The sequence below is a fragment of the Devosia sp. genome (genome assembly GCF_039927955.1).
Taxonomy (GTDB): domain Bacteria; phylum Pseudomonadota; class Alphaproteobacteria; order Rhizobiales; family Devosiaceae; genus Devosia.
This window is the reverse complement of the sequence record NZ_JBDSUA010000058.1, coordinates 24444-45567: the sequence shown is the minus strand read 5'-3', so window position 1 is coordinate 45567 and position 21124 is coordinate 24444. Positions and strand designations below refer to the sequence as shown.

General features: G+C 60.9%; 21 protein-coding genes. 8 read left to right on the top strand and 13 right to left on the bottom strand.

All coding sequences use genetic code 11. From position 1 onward, the window contains the following. Window positions 1–128 precede the first annotated feature (128 nt). Together ABIT12_RS14300 and ubiG are read left to right on the top strand one after the other, a co-directional pair. A complete protein-coding gene (locus tag ABIT12_RS14300; protein ID WP_348042643.1) occupies window positions 129–1544 on the top strand; it encodes a hypothetical protein in 1416 nt (471 codons plus the stop codon). A 454-nt stretch (window positions 1545–1998) separates the two neighbouring features. Next, window positions 1999–2742, top strand: coding sequence for a bifunctional 2-polyprenyl-6-hydroxyphenol methylase/3-demethylubiquinol 3-O-methyltransferase UbiG (ubiG, locus tag ABIT12_RS14295; protein ID WP_348042642.1), 744 nt, complete (start codon window positions 1999–2001; stop codon window positions 2740–2742). On the opposite strand, the gene ABIT12_RS14290 is transcribed toward ubiG, so the two are convergent. Beyond that, window positions 2739–3626: a DUF1003 domain-containing protein gene (locus ABIT12_RS14290; RefSeq protein WP_348042641.1), complete on the bottom strand. Its 888-nt coding sequence runs from the start codon at window positions 3624–3626 to the stop codon at window positions 2739–2741. The two genes, ubiG and ABIT12_RS14290, sit on opposite strands and share 4 nt — an antisense overlap. Before the next feature lie 219 nt (window positions 3627–3845). On the opposite strand from ABIT12_RS14290, the gene ABIT12_RS14285 reads away from it, so the two are divergent. Together ABIT12_RS14285 and ilvD are read left to right on the top strand one after the other, a co-directional pair. After that, complete coding sequence (locus tag ABIT12_RS14285; RefSeq protein WP_348042640.1) at window positions 3846–5522, top strand: diguanylate cyclase; 1677 nt, start codon at window positions 3846–3848, stop codon at window positions 5520–5522. 177 nt (window positions 5523–5699) lie between these two features. Beyond that, window positions 5700–7550, top strand: a complete 1851-nt coding sequence (gene ilvD, locus ABIT12_RS14280) for a dihydroxy-acid dehydratase (protein ID WP_348042639.1) — start codon at window positions 5700–5702, stop codon at window positions 7548–7550. A 143-nt stretch (window positions 7551–7693) separates the two neighbouring features. Here the strand turns inward: ilvD and ABIT12_RS14275 are convergent, their stop codons facing one another. The 6 genes from ABIT12_RS14275 to ABIT12_RS14250 form a co-directional block, all read right to left on the bottom strand. Beyond that, complete coding sequence (locus tag ABIT12_RS14275; RefSeq protein ID WP_348042638.1) at window positions 7694–8134, bottom strand: hypothetical protein; 441 nt, start codon at window positions 8132–8134, stop codon at window positions 7694–7696. 59 nt (window positions 8135–8193) lie between these two features. Further along, the gene (locus ABIT12_RS14270) at window positions 8194–9063 is read right to left on the bottom strand and encodes an aldo/keto reductase (RefSeq protein WP_348042637.1); all 870 of its coding nucleotides are present in this window, start codon (window positions 9061–9063) and stop codon (window positions 8194–8196) included. A 120-nt stretch (window positions 9064–9183) separates the two neighbouring features. Next, on the bottom strand, window positions 9184–9609 hold the full coding sequence (locus ABIT12_RS14265; protein ID WP_348042636.1) for a DUF1178 family protein: 426 nt from the start codon (window positions 9607–9609) through the stop codon (window positions 9184–9186). A gap of 42 nt (window positions 9610–9651) precedes the next feature. Continuing rightward, a complete protein-coding gene (locus ABIT12_RS14260) occupies window positions 9652–10467 on the bottom strand; it encodes a carbon-nitrogen hydrolase family protein (protein WP_348042635.1) in 816 nt (271 codons plus the stop codon). Between the two features lie 70 nt (window positions 10468–10537). Continuing rightward, complete coding sequence (gene grxC / locus ABIT12_RS14255) at window positions 10538–10792, bottom strand: glutaredoxin 3 (protein ID WP_348042634.1); 255 nt, start codon at window positions 10790–10792, stop codon at window positions 10538–10540. 26 nt (window positions 10793–10818) lie between these two features. Beyond that, window positions 10819–11580 (bottom strand): ComF family protein, encoded by a 762-nt coding sequence (locus ABIT12_RS14250; protein WP_348042633.1) that lies wholly within the window; start codon window positions 11578–11580, stop codon window positions 10819–10821. A 78-nt stretch (window positions 11581–11658) separates the two neighbouring features. Between ABIT12_RS14250 and ABIT12_RS14245 the strand changes: the two genes are divergently transcribed. Next, the gene (locus ABIT12_RS14245) at window positions 11659–12498 is read left to right on the top strand and encodes an SAM-dependent methyltransferase (protein WP_348042632.1); all 840 of its coding nucleotides are present in this window, start codon (window positions 11659–11661) and stop codon (window positions 12496–12498) included. Here ABIT12_RS14245 and ABIT12_RS14240 read toward each other — a convergent pair. The 4 genes from ABIT12_RS14240 to argJ all read right to left on the bottom strand — a co-directional run bounded on the left by ABIT12_RS14240 (window position 12495) and on the right by argJ (window position 15238). Continuing rightward, on the bottom strand, window positions 12495–12659 hold the full coding sequence (locus ABIT12_RS14240; RefSeq protein WP_348042631.1) for a Flp family type IVb pilin: 165 nt from the start codon (window positions 12657–12659) through the stop codon (window positions 12495–12497). The two genes, ABIT12_RS14245 and ABIT12_RS14240, sit on opposite strands and share 4 nt — an antisense overlap. Window positions 12660–12713: 54 nt before the next feature. Continuing rightward, window positions 12714–13112: a (deoxy)nucleoside triphosphate pyrophosphohydrolase gene (locus ABIT12_RS14235; protein ID WP_348042630.1), complete on the bottom strand. Its 399-nt coding sequence runs from the start codon at window positions 13110–13112 to the stop codon at window positions 12714–12716. Continuing rightward, window positions 13109–13861, bottom strand: coding sequence for a GNAT family N-acetyltransferase (locus tag ABIT12_RS14230; protein WP_348042629.1), 753 nt, complete (start codon window positions 13859–13861; stop codon window positions 13109–13111). The genes ABIT12_RS14235 and ABIT12_RS14230 overlap by 4 nt, the downstream gene beginning before the upstream one ends. 141 nt (window positions 13862–14002) lie before the next feature. Beyond that, the gene (gene argJ / locus ABIT12_RS14225) at window positions 14003–15238 is read right to left on the bottom strand and encodes a bifunctional glutamate N-acetyltransferase/amino-acid acetyltransferase ArgJ (protein WP_348042628.1); all 1236 of its coding nucleotides are present in this window, start codon (window positions 15236–15238) and stop codon (window positions 14003–14005) included. A gap of 207 nt (window positions 15239–15445) precedes the next feature. Here argJ and ABIT12_RS18350 point away from each other — a divergent pair, with 207 nt between their 5' ends. Next, the gene (locus ABIT12_RS18350) at window positions 15446–15736 is read left to right on the top strand and encodes a DUF6471 domain-containing protein (protein WP_407065626.1); all 291 of its coding nucleotides are present in this window, start codon (window positions 15446–15448) and stop codon (window positions 15734–15736) included. 92 nt (window positions 15737–15828) lie between these two features. Here the strand turns inward: ABIT12_RS18350 and ABIT12_RS18345 are convergent, their stop codons facing one another. Both ABIT12_RS18345 and ABIT12_RS14215 read right to left on the bottom strand, forming a co-directional pair. Continuing rightward, a complete protein-coding gene (locus ABIT12_RS18345; protein ID WP_348042627.1) occupies window positions 15829–16692 on the bottom strand; it encodes a hypothetical protein in 864 nt (287 codons plus the stop codon). A gap of 201 nt (window positions 16693–16893) precedes the next feature. Then, a complete protein-coding gene (locus tag ABIT12_RS14215; protein ID WP_348042626.1) occupies window positions 16894–17826 on the bottom strand; it encodes a peptidylprolyl isomerase in 933 nt (310 codons plus the stop codon). Between ABIT12_RS14215 and ABIT12_RS14210 the strand changes: the two genes are divergently transcribed. Next, the gene (locus ABIT12_RS14210) at window positions 17810–18223 is read left to right on the top strand and encodes a hypothetical protein (protein WP_348042625.1); all 414 of its coding nucleotides are present in this window, start codon (window positions 17810–17812) and stop codon (window positions 18221–18223) included. The genes ABIT12_RS14215 and ABIT12_RS14210 overlap by 17 nt on opposite strands. Before the next feature lie 52 nt (window positions 18224–18275). Continuing rightward, entirely contained in the window at window positions 18276–21026 is a 2751-nt protein-coding gene (secA, locus tag ABIT12_RS14205) for a preprotein translocase subunit SecA (protein ID WP_348042624.1), read from the top strand. Window positions 21027–21124: the final 98 nt, after the last annotated feature.

Sequence of the window (21124 nt, the reverse complement as noted above, 5' to 3'; positions counted from 1 at the left end):
AGGTTCATCATCGCGTCGGTCATCGGTGGTCCTTCAGGTAAAGGGTTGGTGTAAGCAACCAGACCCTACCGGAAAGCGCCGATGACTACCGCGCTACTCAGCTACACCACGTCCCGGGACACGACCGGTTGCGGCGTTTCGACACAAACGGCAACCCGCTTGGTGACGTTATCGAAGTGACCGAGATGTTGCAGGCAAAAGATACCCATCGACTGGATAAGGATTGGACCGAAGTAGTCCTGCTGGGGAACCACGCCGACCAGAATACCGCATTAGATCCGTATGATGGAGACCCAGCCCAAAAAGGATTTTGGCTGGCCACTTACCTCTACCATCGCTTTTACCGCTTACCTGAGAATGTAGAGGTGCGGTTACTCGAAGGTACTCATGCTCGAAAAGACGGCTCTCGTCGCTTCGACACGATCTCAGCTCGTCGGACAAAAGGCGTGTTCGCACAGCACGAAACTGTCGAACTACCCAATGGAATTAGGCTTCATTACATCTATGACGAACCGATGGCTGATACGTCGCACAACAGATCGGTGAGCGGCTCAATTGCATCGAATCTTAGTACCTGCGCCGTCGTTTTTCAGGGTGAAATGTACGGTGTATTAACAGGTCGTTCTTGGACGATCGAAGCACCATCATTCGGTATTCCTTTCGGTGCCCGGCACATCTCAGTCCACATCGAACTATCGGATGATTACCCCGTTCTTCCAGAAGGCTATCGCCAGTTTCTCCGTTATGCTGATGGTGAACAGGATCAGGTAGAAGCCAAGGACTTCGCCCTGCAAGTGCTCGAGAACCGGCCCGAATGGCTTGTGGACTTGATTCATTCCATGGCTCCGAACTCAGGGGACTCAAGCGATGAGATCAGGAGCAGGTTGCAAGATTTACTAAACAAGCTCCGTGTCCGAGCAACATCTCCCCGTGTTGACGATGAGGGCGATCTCGACGTTGACCTAGGGTCCGGTCGAGGGTCCGTAGAGGGAGGAACAAGTCGAAACGGAGGCAACGGGGGCGACGGTCGCCACAAGCCAGACGACCTTACTGTCGTTCAGACGGGGGCGCAAATGGCCCGAATGGCGCAAAATATGGAGCGCGCACCAAAGCTTATCCCGCTCGACGACGCCTTGGAGATCGAAGAGAAACAAATCATCGGTCGCGCAGGCCGCTACTACCCCGCCTCCGGGGAACTTTTCATCAATATGACTTATCCCGCTGTTCCCCTGATGCAGGAGCAACTGGGTCGAGAGTACTCTCAAGCTCCCGACCCTGAGGTCATGCGTCAGATGGCTAGGGGACTATCGCGTAACTCCATGATCAATCGCGTCGGTCTGGCTGTGGTGTTCGCACTCGCCAAACGCATAAACAGAGAATGGGATGAAGAGGCCATGGGTAAGGCGCTTCAGCCCGAGAGTCTAAGCTTGGCAGCGGACAACTACTTCGACTCCCTCCAAGATGCGCGACGTATGCTCGGTAAAACGCTCAAACTGAAGCGGACTGACGGGCAGGAAGAAGAACAGGAGAGCGCGATAGCCTGACTAGATACGGATTGGGCTAAAGCCATGCGAAGCCCATCCATCTTCCCCGCACGAAAAACTTATCCCCACCCCCAAAACCCATGGCATCATCCACCCATCCCCGTCACACACGCGGCCCCAACGCAGGGTCGGGCGGGGAGATCGTGGGATGGGGGCGCCTGTCCAGCTCGGGTGAAAGTCGGCGCGTGCGTCTGCAATAATGGTGCACACGAACCGGACCCTTGCATAAAAGCGGATCGTGACGGGCGGCCATTGGGCCACTTTATTTGTTTCGGAAGGTCCAATGGCCGCCCGTTACCGTATAACCGCGACGCCCTCGGGCCGGGCGGCAATTTCTGCTGTCCAGGGCAACGGCAATCAGGCTCGGGCATCGAACCCCCGCCTGCCTGCGACGCCCTGCGCCTTGCCTCTGCCATGCCCGCGGGCTCATATGCGCCCAACACGGAGCCCACCCATGACCGCCAGCACCATCAATGACGCCGAAGTCGCCAAGTTCACCGCGATGGCCGAGGAATGGTGGGACCCCAAGGGCAAGTTCAGGCCGATCCATAAATTCAATCCGGTGCGGTTGACCTATATCCGCGAAGCGGTGCTTGAACATTTTGCCCGGGACGGCTCATCCATGCTTCCGTTTGAGGGGCTGCGGGTGATCGACGTCGGTTGCGGCGGCGGCCTGCTGAGCGAACCGATGGCCAGGCTCGGCGCCACCGTGGTCGGCATCGACGCCGCCGAACGCAATATCAGGATCGCCACCCTGCACGCCCAACAGTCCGGCCTCAGCGTCGATTATCGCGCCACCACCAGCGAAGCACTTGCCGCAGCAGGCGAAAAATTCGATCTGGTGCTCAACATGGAAGTGGTCGAGCACGTCGATAACGTGCCCCTCTACATGAAAAGCTGCGCCGATCTGGTCGCCCCCGGCGGGCTGATGCTCACCGCCACGCTCAACCGCACCGCCCGCGCCTATGCGCTGGCCGTCCTTGGCGCCGAATACGTGTTGGGCTGGCTGCCCAAAGGCACCCATGACTGGAAGAAGTTCCTCACCCCCGATGAGATCAAGACCCTGATTACCCGCAATGGCTTACGGGTCACAGCCGAAACCGGCGTGGTCTATCACCCGCTGGCCGACGAGTGGCGCAAGTCGCCCGACATGGCGATCAACTACATGGTGCTGGCCGAAAAGCCCAAGGCGTCCTAGGTCCGACGACCGGTGACCCGCACATAATAGCCGTCCGGATCGATCACCCGGAAATCGCGCAGACCCCATGGCTGGCTCGTCAGTTCGCAGCCCGGTTGCAATGACTGGGCCCGGGCAAAGTCCGCTTCGACATCATCGACTTCCAGCACGATCTCGACGCCGCGTCCCAGCCGTTCGCCGCTCATCGCCTGCACCGGATGGTCGGCCGGCAATTGCGCCCGGTCATTGAGCGACAGCGTGATGCCACCCCTGGTCATCGCCACATAGCCGCCGCTCGCCGCGCCGCTGGCGGTAAAGCCCAGCGCGCTCTGATAGAAATCGCGTGACCGGGCGATATCGTTGACGAACAATTCCAGCCGCAGACCAGCCTGTGCCCCGCCGCCACCCAGCTGCTGGACCGCATTGGTCAGCGCCAGCACTTCCTTTTCGCGCAGGGCATCGAGCTTGGTGTGCAGCAATTCGATCTTTTCGTGCAGCAGTTCGATCTCGAGCTCGGCCTTCACGTTGATCTTGTAGTCATTAGCCGCATGCAGCCGGTCGATATCCTGCTGCCGGTTCTGGCTCATCATGATGAAAGGGGCCGCATAGGCCGCCTGGAACGACAGCGCCAGATTGAGCAGGATGAACGGGTACGGGTCCCAATGCTGGATGAGGCCCAGCACGTTCAGCCCAATCCAGATGAACAGGATCGTGGTCTGGATGATGATGAAGCGCCACGAACCCATGGTTGCGGCAACCATGTCGGCGATCCGCTGGCCACGGGTCAGGCTCTTGGCCGGATCGGACGGCTCGCGGCGCTGCCGGCGGCGCACTATGCGCAACTCGCGCAGCAATTTTGCTTCGGCGTCGCGGGTCTGCTGGTTGGCCTGTTTGGTGTCGTTCATCGGTCGTAGCCTCTTGGGGTCGGCAGCGGGCGGCGGGGCAAACAGGTCGAATTCAGGACGTTTTAACCCTGCATGGAGGCGTGTTTGGCGCACACACAACCATTCGCCCATTATGACAACTCAATGACGCCCTTCTTCTACTCGGGCAATTGCTGGAGCAATGCTAGGACAAGTTTAATTCTAGCGTGCAACCATGCCTGCGTGACTGGAAATTTGACAATGCTGACTGCCAATTCCCTAGCGCAGGACCTGCCCGACTATCTGGCGGCCAGCGAAGCGGCGCGCTTGCGCGGTGATTATCAGCAAGGCGCCCTCCTCGCCCAACAGGCCGCCGACGCGGCCGCAGCGGCAGACCTTCCAGCAGCGGAAGCGACCGCGCTCTGCCTGATGGCCAATCAGCTGATCCGAATTGGAGCCCACGAGCGGGCTGCCGAAGCCTGTGGCCGCGCTGGCAAACTGGAACAGGCGATCGGTCACGACGTCGGGGTGGCGCAGGCCCTGACCATGCAGGCCATGGCCTATATGGAACTGGGTCTGCAGGAGGAAGCGCTGCAGGTGCTGACCACCAGCCTGGAAATCGCCCAGCGTCTGCGCGAACCCAGCCTGCTGTTCTGGGCCTATAACCGCATCGGCAATGCCCAGGGCTATCTCGGCAATCACCTGGAATCGCGCGGTTTCCTGCTGCGCGCCCTGCCGTTTTCCACGGGCCTGGGTGCGGAAGCCAAGTTCTGCATTCTCAATAATCTGGCCAGCAACGGCGTTGATCTGGCCACATGGGCGCTGGAGCAAGGCAATGCCAATCTGGTCGCTGAAACCATTGCCGCAGGTCTGAGCCAGGCCCGTACGGCGCTGGATATGGCCCGCGCTGCCGAACATCCGTATCGGGAGGCGATCTGCCTGGGCAATTTCGGCATGCTGCTGGCGCTAAACGGCCAGGAAGAGCCAGCACTGCAGGCCATCACCCGTTCCCATGCAATAGCCACCGACAAGGGTTACACCTCGCTGCGGCTCGACGCAGGCTATAGTCTGGCGCGGATCGCCGAACTATTCGGCAATCCCGATCAGGCGATCGACCGCTTCGAGACCGTGTTGCCCGAGCTGATGGCAAACGACGAAAAGCCCAAAATGCTGCAGGTGCATCAACGCCTGTCCGATCTCTATCAGCACACCGACCGACCGGTGGAAGCCCTCTCCCACTACAAAAAGTTTCATGCGCTCGAAAGCAGCACGCGCAGCGCCATTGCCGACACCCGCGCCCGCATGGCCACCAGCATGATCGAACTGAGCACCGCGCTGCTGGAAGCGGAACGCGCCAAACTGGAAACCCGGCTGCACCAGATGCAACTGGCGGAACTGGAAACCGAAAAACGTGACCTGTTGATCCGGGCGAGCGATCTGGACCGCAAGGCCCATGAAGACGACCTGACCGGCCTGAAAAACCGGCGCTACGCCTATAGTGCCCTGAACGACCTGATCGCCACCAGCGCTGCTGGGCAGACCATCTTTGTCGGCATTGTCGATGCCGACCACTTCAAGAAGGTCAATGACCGATTTGGCCACGCCATTGGCGATGACGTGTTGCGGCGGTTGGCTGCCATCCTGTCTGCCGCCACCGCTATCCCCGGCAGCTTTGCCGCAAGACTGGGTGGGGAAGAATTTCTGCTCGTCTTCAGCAACCTCAGCGCAGCTGATGCACTGGACGCCTGCGAAACGCTCTGCCGTGCCATTGCTGACGAACCCTGGGACGCCATTGCCCTATCGCTGCGCGCCACCGCCAGCATCGGGCTGACACTGACGCGGGGGCACGAGGACATCACCCAGGTGCTGTCGCGGGCGGACGCAGCGCTCTACCGCTCCAAGAGTGGCGGCCGCAATCGGGTTAGCGCCGACCTTTAGGGCAGAAACCTTGTCCATTGCTGGATCAGAACGTGGCCGAGCGCACCTCGCTATGCGGATCAAAGCGAGAGTACCGTACCGTACGGTACGCATTTTTCTTGCGCGCCATCTGGAATGGGTCTAAACCTTTTTTCAACATCGACCGCCAGAAGCGGCCTTCAGTATTGAGGATCTGCCATGCCCGCCTATCGTTCACGCACCACCACTCATGGCCGCAACATGGCCGGTGCCCGCAGCCTGTGGCGCGCGACGGGCATGAAGGATGGCGATTTCGGCAAGCCGATCATTGCCGTGGTCAATTCCTTCACCCAGTTCGTGCCCGGTCACGTGCATTTGAAGGACTTGGGCCAACTGGTCGCCCGCGAGATCGAAGCGGCGGGCGGCGTCGCCAAGGAATTCAACACCATCGCGGTCGATGACGGTATCGCCATGGGCCATGACGGCATGCTGTATTCGCTGCCATCACGCGACCTGATCGCCGACAGCGTCGAATACATGGTCAATGCCCATTGTGCCGACGCCATGGTCTGCATTTCCAACTGCGACAAGATCACCCCCGGCATGCTGATGGCCGCGATGCGCATCAACATCCCGGTGGTGTTCGTCTCCGGCGGGCCGATGGAAGCGGGCAAGACCATGCTCAAGGGCAAGCTGCAGGCGCTCGACTTGGTCGACGCCATGGTAATGGCTGCAGATGATCATTATTCCGACGCCGAAGTCGCCAGCATTGAAGAAGCCGCCTGCCCCACCTGCGGGTCGTGCTCGGGCATGTTTACCGCCAATTCGATGAACTGTTTGACCGAAGCGCTCGGCCTGAGCCTGCCAGGCAATGGCTCGACGCTGGCCACGCACTCGGATCGCAAGCGCCTGTTCCAAGAAGCCGGCCATCTGGTCGTTGACCTCGCCCGCCGCTGGTATGAGCAGGACGATGCATCGGTGCTGCCGCGGTCCATCGCCACCAAGCAGGCATTTGAAAACGCCATGGCGCTCGATATCGCGATGGGCGGCTCGACCAATACCGTGCTGCATATCCTGGCCGCCGCCCATGAAGGCGGCGTCGATTTCACCATGGACGATATCGACAAGCTCAGCCGCAAGGTGCCGGTTCTGTCCAAGGTGGCGCCGGCCAAGAACGACGTTCATATGGAAGACGTGCATCGCGCCGGTGGCATCTTTGCGATTTTGGGCCAGCTTGATCGCGCCAACCTGATCAACCGCAAAGAACCCACGGTGCATGCGGCAACCATGGGCGATGCCATCGACAAGTGGGATATTTCGCGCACCAATTCCGAAAGCGTGCGCAATTTCTACATGGCAGCGCCCGGCGGCGTGCGCACCACGCAGGCGTTTTCGCAATCCAATCGTTGGGCCGAACTCGATCTGGACCGCAAGGACGGCGCCATCCGCTCCCCCGAGAACCCGTTCTCCAAGGATGGAGGCCTCGCTGTGCTCAAGGGCAATGTCGCCATCGACGGGTGCATCGTCAAAACTGCGGGCGTCGACGACTCGATCCTGAAATTCACCGGCCCGGCCCGGGTGTTCGAAAGCCAGGACGATACCGTCAAGGCGATCCTGGCCAACCAGATCAAGGAAGGCGACGTGCTCGTCATCCGCTACGAAGGTCCACGCGGCGGCCCCGGCATGCAGGAAATGCTGTATCCAACCAGCTATTTGAAGTCCAAGGGCCTGGGCAAAGCCTGTGCGCTGCTGACCGACGGACGGTTCTCCGGCGGCACCTCAGGCCTCTCCATCGGCCACGTTTCCCCAGAAGCGGCCGAAGGCGGCACCATCGGTCTGGTGCGCGAAGGCGATACCATCGAGATCGATATCCCCAACCGCAGCATTACGCTGCTGGTCAGCGATGACGAACTGGTGCAGCGCCGCCACGATCAGGATCGCCTCGGCTGGAAGCCGGCGCATCCGCGCAAGCGCAATGTCACCCAGGCGCTCAAGGCCTATGCCGCCTTTGCCACCTCGGCAGCGCGCGGGGCCGTGCGCGATCTGGGCGATCTGGAGAATTTGTTCTAGGACGGCACCAGACGACATTTTCGTGACAACTGCTTTCAAGCTGTGCTAGAGCCACGATCAGCCGCAGGCGGTCTGCCAAGACTGCTTGTTGGTCAGGTTCGATAGTGGGGATTCCACCCTCCCTATCGAACCGACCTAATCCCTCAGCATTTATTGAGCAGGAACACCCGATCATCGCTTTTGGCGAGATCGGGCGAAAAGTCTTCGCCCTCCAGTTCCAGAAAATCCCCGACGCTCAGCTTGATACCCTTGCCGCTTTTAGCGATGGCAAAGGTGCCGCCATCGCCTTCGAGCGAACAAGTGCCACTGGCGGTGCAATAGGCATCGGCGCCATAGACGTGGCCGTTGCGCAGCGTGAATTCGAAATACAGCGTCGTGCGATTGTCGAACGCCTGGTCGGGCGATAGTTCGAGATTGACCTGCATCACCAACTGCTTCGGGTGCGCCGCCAGATGGGTCGCGTCATAGTTGCGGATGTAGCACCCGCCGCCATGGACGAAGTCGTCTTCGATAATGCCGGCAAAGGCCGGCACAACAGGGGCCACCGTCAGCACGGTGGCAATGACCAGCAATGATCCGCGCATGAAAAAGCCTCCGCCAGTGATGACGGAGGCTCGCACGGAGCCATCAGGCTGACAAGCGCCTAGCCCTTGCGGCCGATGCGGTCGAGCGTCTTGAAATCATCATCGGACAGCGTGATCGCGGCGGCCGCGACATTTTCTTCCAGATGCTTGACCTTGCCGGTGCCGGGGATGGGCAGCATGACCGGCGAGCGCTTCAGCATCCAGGCCAACGCCAACTGGCCCGGTGTGGCGCTGTGTTTTTCCAGCAATGCGCGGAATTCGGCGCTGCCGGCTTCGAGGTTCCCTCCGTCGATCGGACGCCATGGAATGAAGCCGATATTGTTCTGCTCGCAATAGTCCAGCACGTCCTCGGACTGGCGCGTCACCAGATTGTAAAGGTTCTGGACCGTGGTAACCTTGAAGTACTTCTGCGCTTCCTTGATATCGGCAACGCTGACTTCGCTGAGGCCGACATGGCGGATCAACCCGTCTTTTTGCATCTGGGCAATGGCGCCAAACTGATCGGGGCGTGGCGTGCCGCTCTCGATGCGGTGCAACTGCCAGAGGTCAATGGCATCGAGCTTGAGCCGGCGCAGACTCTGGGTCACGGCCTGGCGCAGGAATTCCGGGCGCGCCAGTTGATGCCACTGATCCGGCCCGGTGCGGGTGAGGCCGCTCTTGGTGGCGATTATTGTGCCCTTGGCATAGGGCGCCAGCACTTCGCCGATCAGCTCTTCACTGACATAGGGGCCATAGCTTTCTGCGGTATCGACGAAATCCACGTTCAGCTCGGGCAGGCGGCGCAGCGTCGCCTTGGCTTCCTCGGGATTTTCCGGCGGACCCCAGATGCCTTTGCCGGTGATGCGCATGGCGCCAAACCCGAGACGGTTGACCTTTAGGTCGCCGCCGATGGCAAAAGTGCCCGAAAGGGCTGCGTTGAGTTCTGTCACAATGAATTCTCCTGTGAGCCGGGCAAAAGGGTTCGCAGAGCGAAGCGGCCCGGACATGGCACGAACGTGCCGGTTTGATATTGGTCGCACCGCGCAGGCACACAACCCGCGGCGGCAGATTTAGTTGTGGTCGTCCGGCAGATCCGGCAACGGCATGAATTCGATGCCTTCTTCGATCAGATCCGCAACTTCCTCGCGGCTGGCCTGCCCATAGATGCCGCGCGCCGGGGCGTCGTCATAATGAATGTTGCGGGCTTCCTGGGCGAATTTGTCGCCGACATTTTCGGCCTCGCTGACCACCTTGTCGCGCATGGCACGCAGCGCGGCCCGGATTTGGGCGTCATTGATGGGCTGGTTCGAGACGACGATCTTGCCTGAGCCCGAACGGGCCACTGCTGGCGCCATCAGCGCCTTTTCCACATGGGCCGAGCCGCAGGCAGGGCAGGAGACGGCACCGCGTCCCTGCTGCTCATCATAGGCTGCAGCACTTCTGAACCAGGCATCGAACGGATGCTGTTTGTCGCAGATCAGCGAATAATGGATCACGACCAATTCCTTCCACCGGCCTGTTTCGGGCCGGCTCTGCACTCATTTTAGCGCGAATGGCCGCGCATTGGCCAGCGCCGGGATGCGCCGGCGCGCCTCGGTCACGGCATCGATGCTAATCTCGGCGGTGATGATGCCGGGTTCATCGCCCTCGATCCGGGCAATGATCTTGCCCCACGGATCGATGATCATCGAATGCCCATAGGTAGCGCGGCCATTTTCGTGGTGTCCGCCCTGTGCCGCAGCAATCACATAGGAGCCGGTCTCGATAGCCCGGGCCCGCAACAGCACCTCCCAATGCGCTTGGCCAGTCGGCACCGTGAAAGCCGCCGGCATTGACAGCAGGTTGGCCCCGGCACTGGCAAGTCCATTGAACAGCGCCGGAAAGCGCATGTCGTAGCAAATCGCCAGACCCAGGGTGAAGTCGCCGACCGGGGCGGTCACCGCGCGATCGCCACCGCGATAGGTGTCGCTTTCGCGATAGTCATTGGCACCGGCAACGCTGGCATCGAACAGGTGGATCTTGTCGTAAAGCGCCACCACCGCGCCATCGGGGGCAAACAGTACGGAACGATTGGCAAAGCGCCCATCTGGCAATGCGACCGCCAGCGAACCGATATGCAGATGGATTGCATGCCTTTTGGCCAGCGCAGCAACGCGCGCCAGATAGGGATTGTTTTCATAAGGCCCCGCGACCTGTTCCAGCGCCCCACGATTGGCGGTAAACGCCATGGTCACTTCCGGGGTCAGCACATAGCCGGCACCAACCTTGGCGGCTTCGGCCACCGCGATCTCGACGGCAACGATGTTGACCTCTGGATCGGGGGTCGAACGCATCTGGACGGCGGCGATTTTCATGGATTCACCCAACACTCGATATCACCCGGGCCTTCGCCCGAATGCCATCGCACCAATGCAAGGCTGGGGATCAGGCGTTCAGCAAGGAATCAAGGCCGCCCTGCCGATCCAGCGCCGCCATGTCGTCATAACCGCCGACATGGGTTTCACCGATGAAAATCTGCGGCACCGTACGGCGGCCATGGGCGCGCTGGGTCATTGCCGCGCGCAGTTCGGGGTCGAGCACGGTGATTTCGGTGTAGTCGGCGCCCTTGTCAGCCAGCAGCGATTTGGCGGCGTGGCAGTAAGGACAGGTCGGGGTGGTGTAGATTTCGATCTTGGGCATGTCACGCTCCAGAACACATTGACAGTTTATATGGGTATTTGTTCACCGCTGACAACGCGGGCGAAGCTCAAAACCTCGATCTGGTCGATACCGCCGCGTTTGAGTGCCCGTGTAGCAGCCTTGACGGTGGCGCCGGTGGTAAACACGTCATCGATCAACACCACGCTTTTGCCCTTGCTGCGCAGCGCGGCGTCAGCATTGGCCGCAAACGCCCCCGCCATATTGCGATCCCGCCCTTCGGCCGAGAGCCCCACCTGCTGGCGGGTGCGCTTGACGCGGCGCACCAGATACGGATCGAGCTTCAGGCCGGTTAATTTTGACAGGGCGCGGGCCAATTCCAGCGACTGATTATAGCGCCGCTGGAACTGGCGCATCGGATGCAATGGCACCGGCACCAGGATCGGCGCATTGGCCCAGAATTCGTGACCAGCCGACGCCATCAGCCGGGCACAGAACCGCGCCAGTTCAGGCCGGTCGCCATATTTGAGCCGGGACACCAGCAGCGCCGCCTGATCATTGTAGATCACCGCGGCGCGGGAGCGTGCAAAGGGCGGCGGATCGGCAATCGCCTCGGGTGAAAGCGCGCCCTCCCCCGGCGACACCGCAAACGGCACGCCCAGCACCGGACACAGGGGCGCAGTGATCGGGCGCAATTGCACAAAGCACGCTCCACACAGCGTGTCATGGGTCGCCGTCGGCTCGGCGCAGATCAGGCAGGCCGGCGGATAAAGCTGGTCGAGCAGGCCGCGCGCCAGATGCTGCCCGGCGCCGACCAGGCGCTGTGGCATGCTCAAGGTTTTGACAAGCGCTTCATCGCTCTGCATAAGGCGGATAGTGCCAGCACCAATCCAGGCTGTCGTCCCCCAATGCAGATGCCACCCAAAATCTTTGATCGAGCGCTGATCGCCCGCCATCTGGCGCGCCGCACGCCGGACGCTGACGATTTTGTCACCCGGCTGGTGTTGGGTGATCTCGATGAACGACTGGCTACGCTGCTGCGCAGTTTTGGCAAGGCACTGATCCTGGGACCCGATGCCGAGGCGCTGCCCTCGACCGGCCGCACCGCCAACGCGGAGTTCGCTTTCGAACGTGTCTCGACCCTGGCCAGCGATGGCGAATTGCCCAAGCTGCCCGGTGCCGGCTATGACCTGATCGTGTCCATTCTCGATCTGCAAGTCGTCAATGACGTGCCCGGCTATCTCAGCCAACTGGCGCGGCAGCTGGCGCCGGACGGATTGTTTCTAGCGGCGGCCCTGGGTGGCGCAACGCTGTCCGAACTGCGCGAGGCATTCCTGGTCGCCGACAGCCAGCTTTCCGGCGGCGCCTTCGCCCGCGTCGCCCCGTTCATTCAGGTGCGCGACGGCGGTGGTCTGTTGCAGCGGGCCGGGCTGGCGCTGCCGGTGGCGGATGTGGAAACCCATGTCGTGCGCTACGCTCACCCGCTAACGCTGATGGCTGAGATCAAGTCACTCGGCGCCGCCAATCCGCTGTTTGACCGACCCCGGGGGCTGGCAACCCCGCGCCTTCTGGCACTAGCTGCCGAGGCCTATGCTCAACGCGACAGCGATCCCGACGGGCGCATCCGCGCCACGCTGGAAATCCTGTGGTTCAGCGGCTGGGCGCCACACGCCAGCCAGCAGAAACCGCTGGCCCCCGGCAGCGCCAGGGTGAGCCTGAAATCGGTTCTGGAAAAACCGAAGTCCTAAGGGATACTGGTGGACGCTGCGGCAATGGTATTGCCGGCATTGCCGCCAAACATGTTGGCCAGATTATTGCCAACCACCGCAAAGGTTGCGGCCAGTGCGACCGCGATAATCGTGCCCAATAGCGCATATTCGATGGCCGTTGCCCCGGCATCATCGACCATAAAACGTCTCAAAACATTCCGCATGGTTGCCCCGACTTTCTGTCGCCCATTGCATTAAAGCAGATCGCATAATCCTGCGATCAGTGGTTCATCGGCAGGTGGCATGGGATAATCGCGCAAGGCCTGTGGACGCACCCATTTGAGGGCAACATGTTCCTTTGGCCGCGGCGTTCCCTGCCACTTCCGGCAGGCGTAAAGTGGCATTAACAGGTGAAAAGTTTCGTAAGAGTGGCTGGCGAAACTGACCGGCGCCAGACATGCCGTCTGGGTTGAAATCCCCAGTTCTTCATCCAGTTCGCGGATCAGCGCGGCCTCGGGCGTTTCCCCAGGCTCTACCTTGCCTCCAGGAAATTCCCATAGCCCTGCCATGGACTTACCTTCCGGACGCTGGGCAATCAGCACCCGCCGATCGGCATCAATCAGGGCGCAGGCAACAACCAGGAGCAGGCTCATTTCGGCGCCTGCCGGTATTGGTATTGGTACTGTTCGGTAAAGCCCAGGGAGGAGTAGAGCCCCACCGCGCGCGCATTGTCGGCCTGCACCTGCAGGGCGGCAGTGGTCGCCCCCTGCTGTCCGGCCCAGTTCAGTCCGGCATGCATGATCGCCCTGCCATAGCCCAGCCCGCGCATATCCTCGTCGACCACCACGTTGAGCAGGAACGCGATGCCGTCGGCATTGACCACCAGGTTTGCCGCCACCGGCTTGATGTCCTGATTATAAGCAATGAAGGCCCGCGCCGGCACCTTGATCAGCGCCAGAGTGGCCTGAAGCGCCTCAAGCCCCTCCCGCTTGCCAGCCATGGTGGTTTGCAGCACCGCCCAATCCAGGTCGGTATGGGCAAAGCCCTGCGTCAGCGCCGCCACCGGACGCATGGATTTGCGCAAGGGCATCGCCATCACCAGGTTGCGGTCGTCCACGCTCCAACCCTGCTTGTCGAGCGCTGCCAGCGTATTGGGCCCGGCCAGCGGGGTAATGCGGAAACAGGCCGGCAGACCATGCGCGGCATAGCGCGCCCGAGCCGCATCAAGCCGGGCTTCGGCGTTGCTGTCATCGGCCGGGTCCATCGACTGCACGGAATTGGAACGCCGCGAATAGCCGCGCGAAAACCGCGACAGCCAGGCGCCATCGCGCTCTTCTTCCAGCGCCGGCCACGACACGAGAGCACCGGTTTCGATTTCGGCTATGGAGGGGAAAGTGGTCATTTTATTTCCTTCCCTTCTCCCCTTGTGGGAGAAGGTGGCGCGCAGCGCCGGATGAGGGGCTGCGATGATTGAAAATACCCCTCACCCGCCCTTGGGGCACCTTCTCCCACAAGGGGAGAGGGAAGATCAGGGGTTCGTCACCTAGCTTCGGTAATCACCATTGATGGTGATGTAACCATGGGTCAGATCGCAGGTGTAAACCGTGGCGCGGCCTTCACCCAGGCCCAGCGAGACGGTCAGTTCCAGGTCTTCGCCCTTCATGTAGGCGCTGGTGGCTTTCTCGTCGTAGCCCGCAGCGCGTTCGCCGTTCCTGGCGACCAGCAGGTCACCGAAGCGGATCGACAGCCGGTCGCGGTCAGCCGGTTCGCCCGCCTTGCCCACGGCCATCACCACGCGACCCCAATTGGCGTCTTCGCCGGCAATCGCCGTCTTGACCAGCGGGCTATCGGCAATCGATTTGGCGATGCGGAAGGCGCTCTCGTCGGAGGTCGCGCCCTCGACATGGATCGACACTTGCTTGGTGGCGCCTTCGCCATCGCGCACCACCTGGATAGCCAGATCGAACAGCACATCGCGCAGCGCTTCACCGAAGATTTCGGCGCGCGGATCATCGAGATCGGCGATCGGAGCGACAGCGGCCTTGCCGGTGGCAAAGGCCAGCAGCGTATCGGAGGTCGAGGTATCGCTATCGACCGTCACCGCATTGAAGCTGGTTTTGACGTGCTGGCTGACCAGCGCCTGCAACGCCGTGGCGCTGATCGGCATGTCGGTGAACACGAAGCTCAGCATCGTTGCCATGTCCGGCGCGATCATCCCCGAGCCCTTGGCAATACCGTTGATCTTGACTTCGACACCGTCGATCTCGACCGTGGCGGCCGAGAGCTTGGGGAAGGTATCGGTGGTCATGATCGCCTTGGCCGGGTCCATCCACGGGCCATCGGTGAGGCGAGTGGCCATGGTGTCGAGCACGCCTTCAAACTTGGAGGCATCGAGCGGCTCGCCGATCACTCCGGTCGAGGCGAGGAACACTTCCGAGGTCTTGCAGCCCATCACCCTGGCGGCGAGTTCGGCGGTCGCCTGCACGCTCTGCTTGCCCTTGAGGCCGGTAAAGGCATTAGCATTGCCCGAATTGACCACCAATGCGCGGGCAACGCCGCCCGGCAGGCCGGCCTTGCACCAATCCACCGCCGCCGACGAGCACTTCGAACGCGTCAGCACGCCGCCGACCACCGTGCCTTCATCGAACGATACCAGCAGCACGTCGGTGCGGTTCTTGTACTTGATCCCGGCTTCCGCCGTGGCAAAGCGCACGCCGGCAATGACGGGCAGTTCGGGATAGGATTTGGGTGCAAGCGGGGAAACCGGATGTGCGGCCATGGGGCAAGCCTTGGTTGATTTTTTGGTCCCGTCGATGTGCCCGAAAGATACGGCATTCGCAAGACAGAACCGGGCAACGACAAATGCCGCATGGCGCGAACCACGTGGGCAAAGCTGCGGCATGCGGCGAGAGGCGCCTCATAGGTGGGATAGATAAAACGAGGCACGTCTCACCGCAGGCACCGGGATTTTTCACGGGTCCGGTTCATGTGGGCCATTATTGCAGGCCCACGTGCCGAATTTCCCCCGCCGAGATCGGACGACTCCAATCTCCCCGGCTCCCCCGCCGACCGTTCGTCGCGACCGCGCAGTAATGCGAGGGGATGGGTGGATTGTACTGGAGGTTTTGGGGGCGGGGATAAGGGGGATTGGTGCTCAATATTGGCGGTAGTGGACGCGGACGCAAATATCCGCAACAAGTTGAGCTGGGGCAAATTTACAGCGGCGTTCTTACTGCAATGTCTGGCATCCACAGAGACGACAGACCAGCGCTTATAGCACTTGGACTAATTCTGGCTGCCCTATGCTTTTGTGTGGCTTTAACTGCTTATCAGCCAAGCGCAGAAAGCGATAAGAAACAGCCCAGCAGCCTAACCAACGCAGAGGGCAGCGCTCCTGCGATTGCGCCTGATTCCCAATCCATCGAACAGATCCAAAGCACGGAATACGAGAACCCATGCGGGCAAGGAGAGGACAATCGTAAGTCCGATCTTTGCGCCCAGTGGAAGGCCGCGGACGCCGCTAGCTATGCTGCATTGTGGGGGATGATCTCTGCCATAGTCGGGGGCCTTGGCGTCGTTAGCGTTGCAGTTTCCCTTTACTACACCAGACAGGCTTTGTTGATTGCGGTCGCCGGTACTAAAGCCGCCAGAAAAGGCAACAAGATTGCAAGCCGCATCGGTCGTTCCCAAACGCGCGCTTACCTTAGTTGCACGAGTGCAAGATACCGTCTGATCAACCAGACTTGTGTTCTGACCTTTACAGTCAAAAATTTCGGCCAATCCCCCGCTAATAGGTGCACCCTTAGCGCCAAAGTCATCGCTATTAATATCGATAGCACCGGGACTGATGACCAGTTGCTCTACTCCCAAAGCCGGGAGACTGAGATTTTCTTCCTCCCCTCTCAGATGGAGGACGATAGCGCTACTCTGATTTTTCCACTCCAATTCAGCCGGTCTATTATTGATAGCTTCAACGAATCTCACATGCTGATTTCCGCTGAATGTAAAATCGTTTGGGATGATGTTTTTATAGACAGCCAGACGGCAAATTTCTTTGTCGTAGAATCCGATACAGAAATTGTTGATGACGGCGTCTTTCCGCGTAGGCGACAGGGAAGCATGCGCGTCGGCAATAGTCGCCCAGACGCATAAGAAGCACACCGCCTTGGTGCTTTTGATACATAAGGCCGGATTGATGGACACCGCCGCCTCGACATCAAATTTGTCGCTCAAAATCGACGCACACCTTCGTACTAGCGGTGGGCCCCCGCGTTCCCACTGGCTTGACCCGTGGGGAGCTGGTCGCGCGTGCCGTGTTGGGAGAGGCCCTCGGGTCAGGCCAGAGGGAACGCGGTGAGTGGGGTGAGATATGCCCCGAACAAAATAAAACCCGCGCTGTTGGAGCAGCGCGGGTCAATTGCAAAGTCCGGAACCTTACTGCGCGGCGGGCGCTGCCGGCTCGGCTGGCGGGTTCATCTGGGCGTCGATCTTGGCCTTGAGGTCGGCATCGGGGATGTCGATGGTGGCCTTGGCGCGCAGGTCATTGCTGACCTTGACGAAGGCGTCGTTGACCACCTGCTGCTGCAACTGCTGGCCGACCTTGTCCAGTTCTGGCGCAGCGCTCTTGCGGCGTTCGTCGAGCTTGATCACATGCCAGCCGAACTGCGACTTCACCGGCGCCGAAATGTCGCCGATATTGGCCAGCGCAAAAGCGGCCTGTTCGAACTCGGGCACCATCTGGCCCTTGCCGAAGAAACCGAGGTCGCCGCCATTGGCCGCACCGGGATCGATCGACTTGGCCTTGGCGATGTCGGCGAAGACGCCGCCATTCTTGAGTTCTTCCTCGACGGCCTTGGCCTCTTCTTCGGTCTTGACCAGGATGTGGCTGGCACGGATTTCGTCGGTCGGCACGAACTTGGCGACGAACTCGTCATACTTGGTCTTGACGGTTTCCGGGGTCACCAGCTTGGCCAGCTCTTCGATGTAATAGGCGCTCCGCAGCGCCTGGGCATCGAGATAGGCCAGGCGCTGCTTGAACACATCGGTCTGGTCGAGCTTGGCAGCGATTGCCGCCTTGCCGGAGAGCTTCATGTCGATCAAAACGCTGACGACATAGGCGGTGCGCTGTTCTGGCGGCATCTGTGCCATGTCCTGGGCCAGATCGCGCGAGGCGAAGTCCACATCCGCCTGGGTGATCTTTTCGCCATCGACCGTGGCGATCACGGTATCGGGAGCAACTGCATTGGCAATGGCCGGAGCGGCCGGCGCTGCGTCCTGCGCCATAACGGCGGGGGCTGCGGCAAAGGCGGCCAGCGTCAGCGCCAAGACGCTGACGGTCTGCGCAAGGCGTTTGGAAGCAAGCAACATCGGCGAAATCTCCTCAGTCGGCGCATTCCCGGGCGCCGCCGCTGGTTGTGGCGGGCCAAAGCGCGCCGGATTGAGCTGTGACGGGCGCAAGCTGCCCGTTTCGGCGAACGGCCTGTCATGTGATCAGGGCCAAAATGTGCCGTGTTGGAAAAATTGCGCCGCGATCCGGCAACCCGTCCAGCAATGGTACATTTTCAAAGGCGGCGCTGGTGTCGCCGATTTCGTCAGCGTTGACAATAGAGGGGTGCGCTCTTACATCTCCAGCGCTTTTCAAGAGTATGATCGGGGAAAGCGGAACACTGTTTCCGGCAAGATCATGCGACAAACAATTCCGGAGCCGATGGCGGCTTCCACATCGCAAGGACGAGGCAAAAACTGGGTATTTCTCGCCCAATGACCATATATGGCCCTGCCCCCTCTGCTGATGACCAATAAAAGGATCTGACACTATGGCTCTTGCTGCGCTCGCCCGGCGGATCTTCGGCTCAACGTCGGATCGGCACGTCAAGCGGTACATGCCCAATGTTGCAGCGATCAATGCGCTGGAACCTGAGCTGGAAAAGCTTTCCGATGAGGCGCTGCGCGCCCGCACCGCCGAGTTTAAGGCGCAGCTCGCCAATGGCACCAAGCTCGACGATCTGATCGTCCCCGCCTTCGCAACTGTTCGTGAAGCATCCAAGCGCGTGCTCGGCATGCGCCACTTCGACGTGCAGCTGATCGGCGGCATGGTGATGAACGAGCGCGGCATCGCCGAAATGCGCACCGGCGAGGGCAAGACGCTGGTCGCGACACTGGCGATGTATCTCAACGCCTTGACCGGCGAAGGCGCACATCTGGTGACGGTCAACGACTATCTGGTGCGCCGCGACGCCGCCTGGATGGGCCAGATCTACAATTTTCTTGGCCTGACCACCGGTATCATCGTGCATGGCCTGACCGATGCCGAGCGCAAGGCCTCCTATGCGGCCGACATCACCTACGGCACCAATAACGAATTCGGCTTCGACTATCTGCGCGACAACATGAAATATACCCGCGACCAGATGGTGCAGCGCGGCCATGCCTTCGCCATCGTCGACGAAGTTGACTCCATCCTGATCGACGAAGCCCGCACGCCGCTGATCATTTCAGGCCCCTCCGACGACCGCTCGGACCTCTACGTCAAGATCGACAGCCTGATGCCGCTGATCGGCGAAGGCGATTTCGAGCTGGAAGAAAAGCACCGCTCCGCCACCTTTACCGATCAGGGCATCGAAAAGCTCGAGGCAGCACTGACCGATAGCGGATTGATGAAGTCGGTCTCGCTCTACGACATCGAAAACGTCGCGCTGGTCCACCACGCCAATTCGGCGCTGCGCGCCCACAAGCTGTTCTCGATCAACAAGGACTACATCGTCCGCAACGACGAAGTGGTGATCATCGACGAATTCTCCGGTCGCATGATGCCGGGCCGCCGCTATTCGGAAGGTCTGCACCAGGCGCTGGAAGCCAAGGAACGGGTCAAGATCCAGCCCGAAAACCAGACCATGGCGTCGATCACCTTCCAGAACTATTTCCGCCTCTACAAGAAGCTGGCCGGCATGACCGGCACGGCCGCGACCGAAGCGGAAGAATTTGCCGACATCTATAAGCTCGACGTGGTCACTGTACCCACCAACGTCGCCGTGCAGCGCGCCGACGACGAAGACGCGATTTTCCGTACCGCCGCCGAAAAGTTCGACGCCATCGCCGACCTGATCAAGCAGTGCCAGGAGCGCGGCCAGCCCGTGCTGGTGGGCACCACCTCGATCGAAAAATCCGAAATGCTGGCCGACCTGCTGCGCAAGAAGAACGTCGGCGAGATGAACGTGCTCAATGCGCGCCATCACGAGCAGGAAGCCTTTATCGTGGCCGATGCCGGCCTGCCCGGCGCCATCACCATTGCCACCAACATGGCCGGTCGCGGCACCGACATCCAGCTCGGCGGCAACCTTGAAATGCGCATCGAGCGCGAGGCCGGCGGCCTTGAAGGCGCCGAACGCGACGCCAAGATCGCCGATATCAAGAAAACCATCGCCGCCGACAAGGCCAAGGCCATCGCTGCCGGTGGCCTGATGGTGATCGGCACCGAACGCCACGAAAGCCGGCGCATCGACAACCAGTTGCGTGGCCGTTCCGGCCGCCAGGGCGACCCCGGCCATTCGGCCTTCTTCCTGAGCCTGCAGGACGACCTGATGCGCATCTTCCCGGTCGACAGCATGGATTCCATGCTCGGCAAGCTGGGCCTGGAACAGGGTGAAAGCATCACCCATCCATGGGTCACCAAGGCCATCGAACGCGCCCAGGGCAAGGTCGAAAGCCGCAACTTCGACATCCGCAAGAACATCCTGAAATACGATGACGTGATGAACGATCAGCGCAAGGTGATCTTCGAGCAGCGCATCGAAATGATGGATGCCGAGGACGTGACCGAGACCGTCACCGACATGCGCCACGATGTGGTCAATGCCGTGGTCTCCAAGGCCATCCCGCCCCGTTCCTACCCCGAACAGTGGAATATCGAGCAGCTTGAAGCGGCCGCCAAAACCTATCTGAACGTTGACGCGCCGATCAAAGCCTGGGCCGAAGAAGAAGGCATCGAGCACGAGACGGTCGAAGAGCGCCTGCGCGATCTGGCCGATGCAAAAGCTGCCGCCAAGGTCGCCAGGTACTCGCCCGAGATCATGCGCCAGGTGGAGAAATCGGTGCTGTTGCAGTCCATCGACGGGCTGTGGCGCGACCATCTGGTCACGCTCGATCACCTGTCCAAGGTGGTCGGCTGGCGTGGCATTGCCCAGCGCGATCCGCTGACCGAATACAAGCAGGAAGCCTATGAGCTGTTCCAGGCGCTGCTGACCAACCTGCGCGAACTGGTGACCACCCAGCTCAGCCATATCGAACTGCAGATGCGCCAGCCCGAACCGGCTCCCGAGCCCGACCTGTCGCGGCTGAGCGAAATCCACATCGACCCGCTGACCGGCGAGAACGACGCCGAAGAGGTCAACATCATGGGCGCGCTGGCCGGTGCCGGCGTGGCTTTGGGCTCCTCGCTCAAAATGACCACGCCCGGCGACGAAGCGCTGCTGCCGATCGATCCCAAACTACTGGTCGGCGTCTCGCGCAACGCGCCCTGCCCCTGCGGATCGGGCAAGAAGTTCAAGCACTGCCACGGCGCGTTCTAGGCACTGATGGTTCTGACATGCAAAAGCCCGGCAGCGATGCCGGGCTTTTTGGTTTTTGGGGGTCCCCAATCACCTCTAGCTCCCTTCTCCCCTTGAGG

What these genes read in the sequence shown, in the direction of transcription:
- ABIT12_RS14285 (WP_348042640.1), top strand. Translation starts at nt 3,846, where the DNA reads ATGCTGACTGCCAATTCCCTAGCGCAGGACCTGCCCGACTATCTGGCG.
- ABIT12_RS14290 (WP_348042641.1), bottom strand. Translation starts at nt 3,626, where the DNA reads ATGAACGACACCAAACAGGCCAACCAGCAGACCCGCGACGCCGAAGCA.
- grxC (WP_348042634.1), bottom strand. Translation starts at nt 10,792, where the DNA reads ATGCCCAAGATCGAAATCTACACCACCCCGACCTGTCCTTACTGCCAC.
- ABIT12_RS18350 (WP_407065626.1), top strand. Translation starts at nt 15,446, where the DNA reads ATGTGGGCCATTATTGCAGGCCCACGTGCCGAATTTCCCCCGCCGAGA.
- ABIT12_RS14235 (WP_348042630.1), bottom strand. Translation starts at nt 13,112, where the DNA reads ATGAGCCTGCTCCTGGTTGTTGCCTGCGCCCTGATTGATGCCGATCGG.
- ilvD (WP_348042639.1), top strand. Translation starts at nt 5,700, where the DNA reads ATGCCCGCCTATCGTTCACGCACCACCACTCATGGCCGCAACATGGCC.
- ABIT12_RS14275 (WP_348042638.1), bottom strand. Translation starts at nt 8,134, where the DNA reads ATGCGCGGATCATTGCTGGTCATTGCCACCGTGCTGACGGTGGCCCCT.
- argJ (WP_348042628.1), bottom strand. Translation starts at nt 15,238, where the DNA reads ATGGCCGCACATCCGGTTTCCCCGCTTGCACCCAAATCCTATCCCGAA.
- ubiG (WP_348042642.1), top strand. Translation starts at nt 1,999, where the DNA reads ATGACCGCCAGCACCATCAATGACGCCGAAGTCGCCAAGTTCACCGCG.
- ABIT12_RS14240 (WP_348042631.1), bottom strand. Translation starts at nt 12,659, where the DNA reads ATGGTCGATGATGCCGGGGCAACGGCCATCGAATATGCGCTATTGGGC.
- secA (WP_348042624.1), top strand. Translation starts at nt 18,276, where the DNA reads ATGGCTCTTGCTGCGCTCGCCCGGCGGATCTTCGGCTCAACGTCGGAT.
- ABIT12_RS14250 (WP_348042633.1), bottom strand. Translation starts at nt 11,580, where the DNA reads ATGCCACAGCGCCTGGTCGGCGCCGGGCAGCATCTGGCGCGCGGCCTG.
- ABIT12_RS14230 (WP_348042629.1), bottom strand. Translation starts at nt 13,861, where the DNA reads ATGACCACTTTCCCCTCCATAGCCGAAATCGAAACCGGTGCTCTCGTG.
- ABIT12_RS14245 (WP_348042632.1), top strand. Translation starts at nt 11,659, where the DNA reads ATGCAGATGCCACCCAAAATCTTTGATCGAGCGCTGATCGCCCGCCAT.
- ABIT12_RS14215 (WP_348042626.1), bottom strand. Translation starts at nt 17,826, where the DNA reads ATGTTGCTTGCTTCCAAACGCCTTGCGCAGACCGTCAGCGTCTTGGCG.
- ABIT12_RS14260 (WP_348042635.1), bottom strand. Translation starts at nt 10,467, where the DNA reads ATGAAAATCGCCGCCGTCCAGATGCGTTCGACCCCCGATCCAGAGGTC.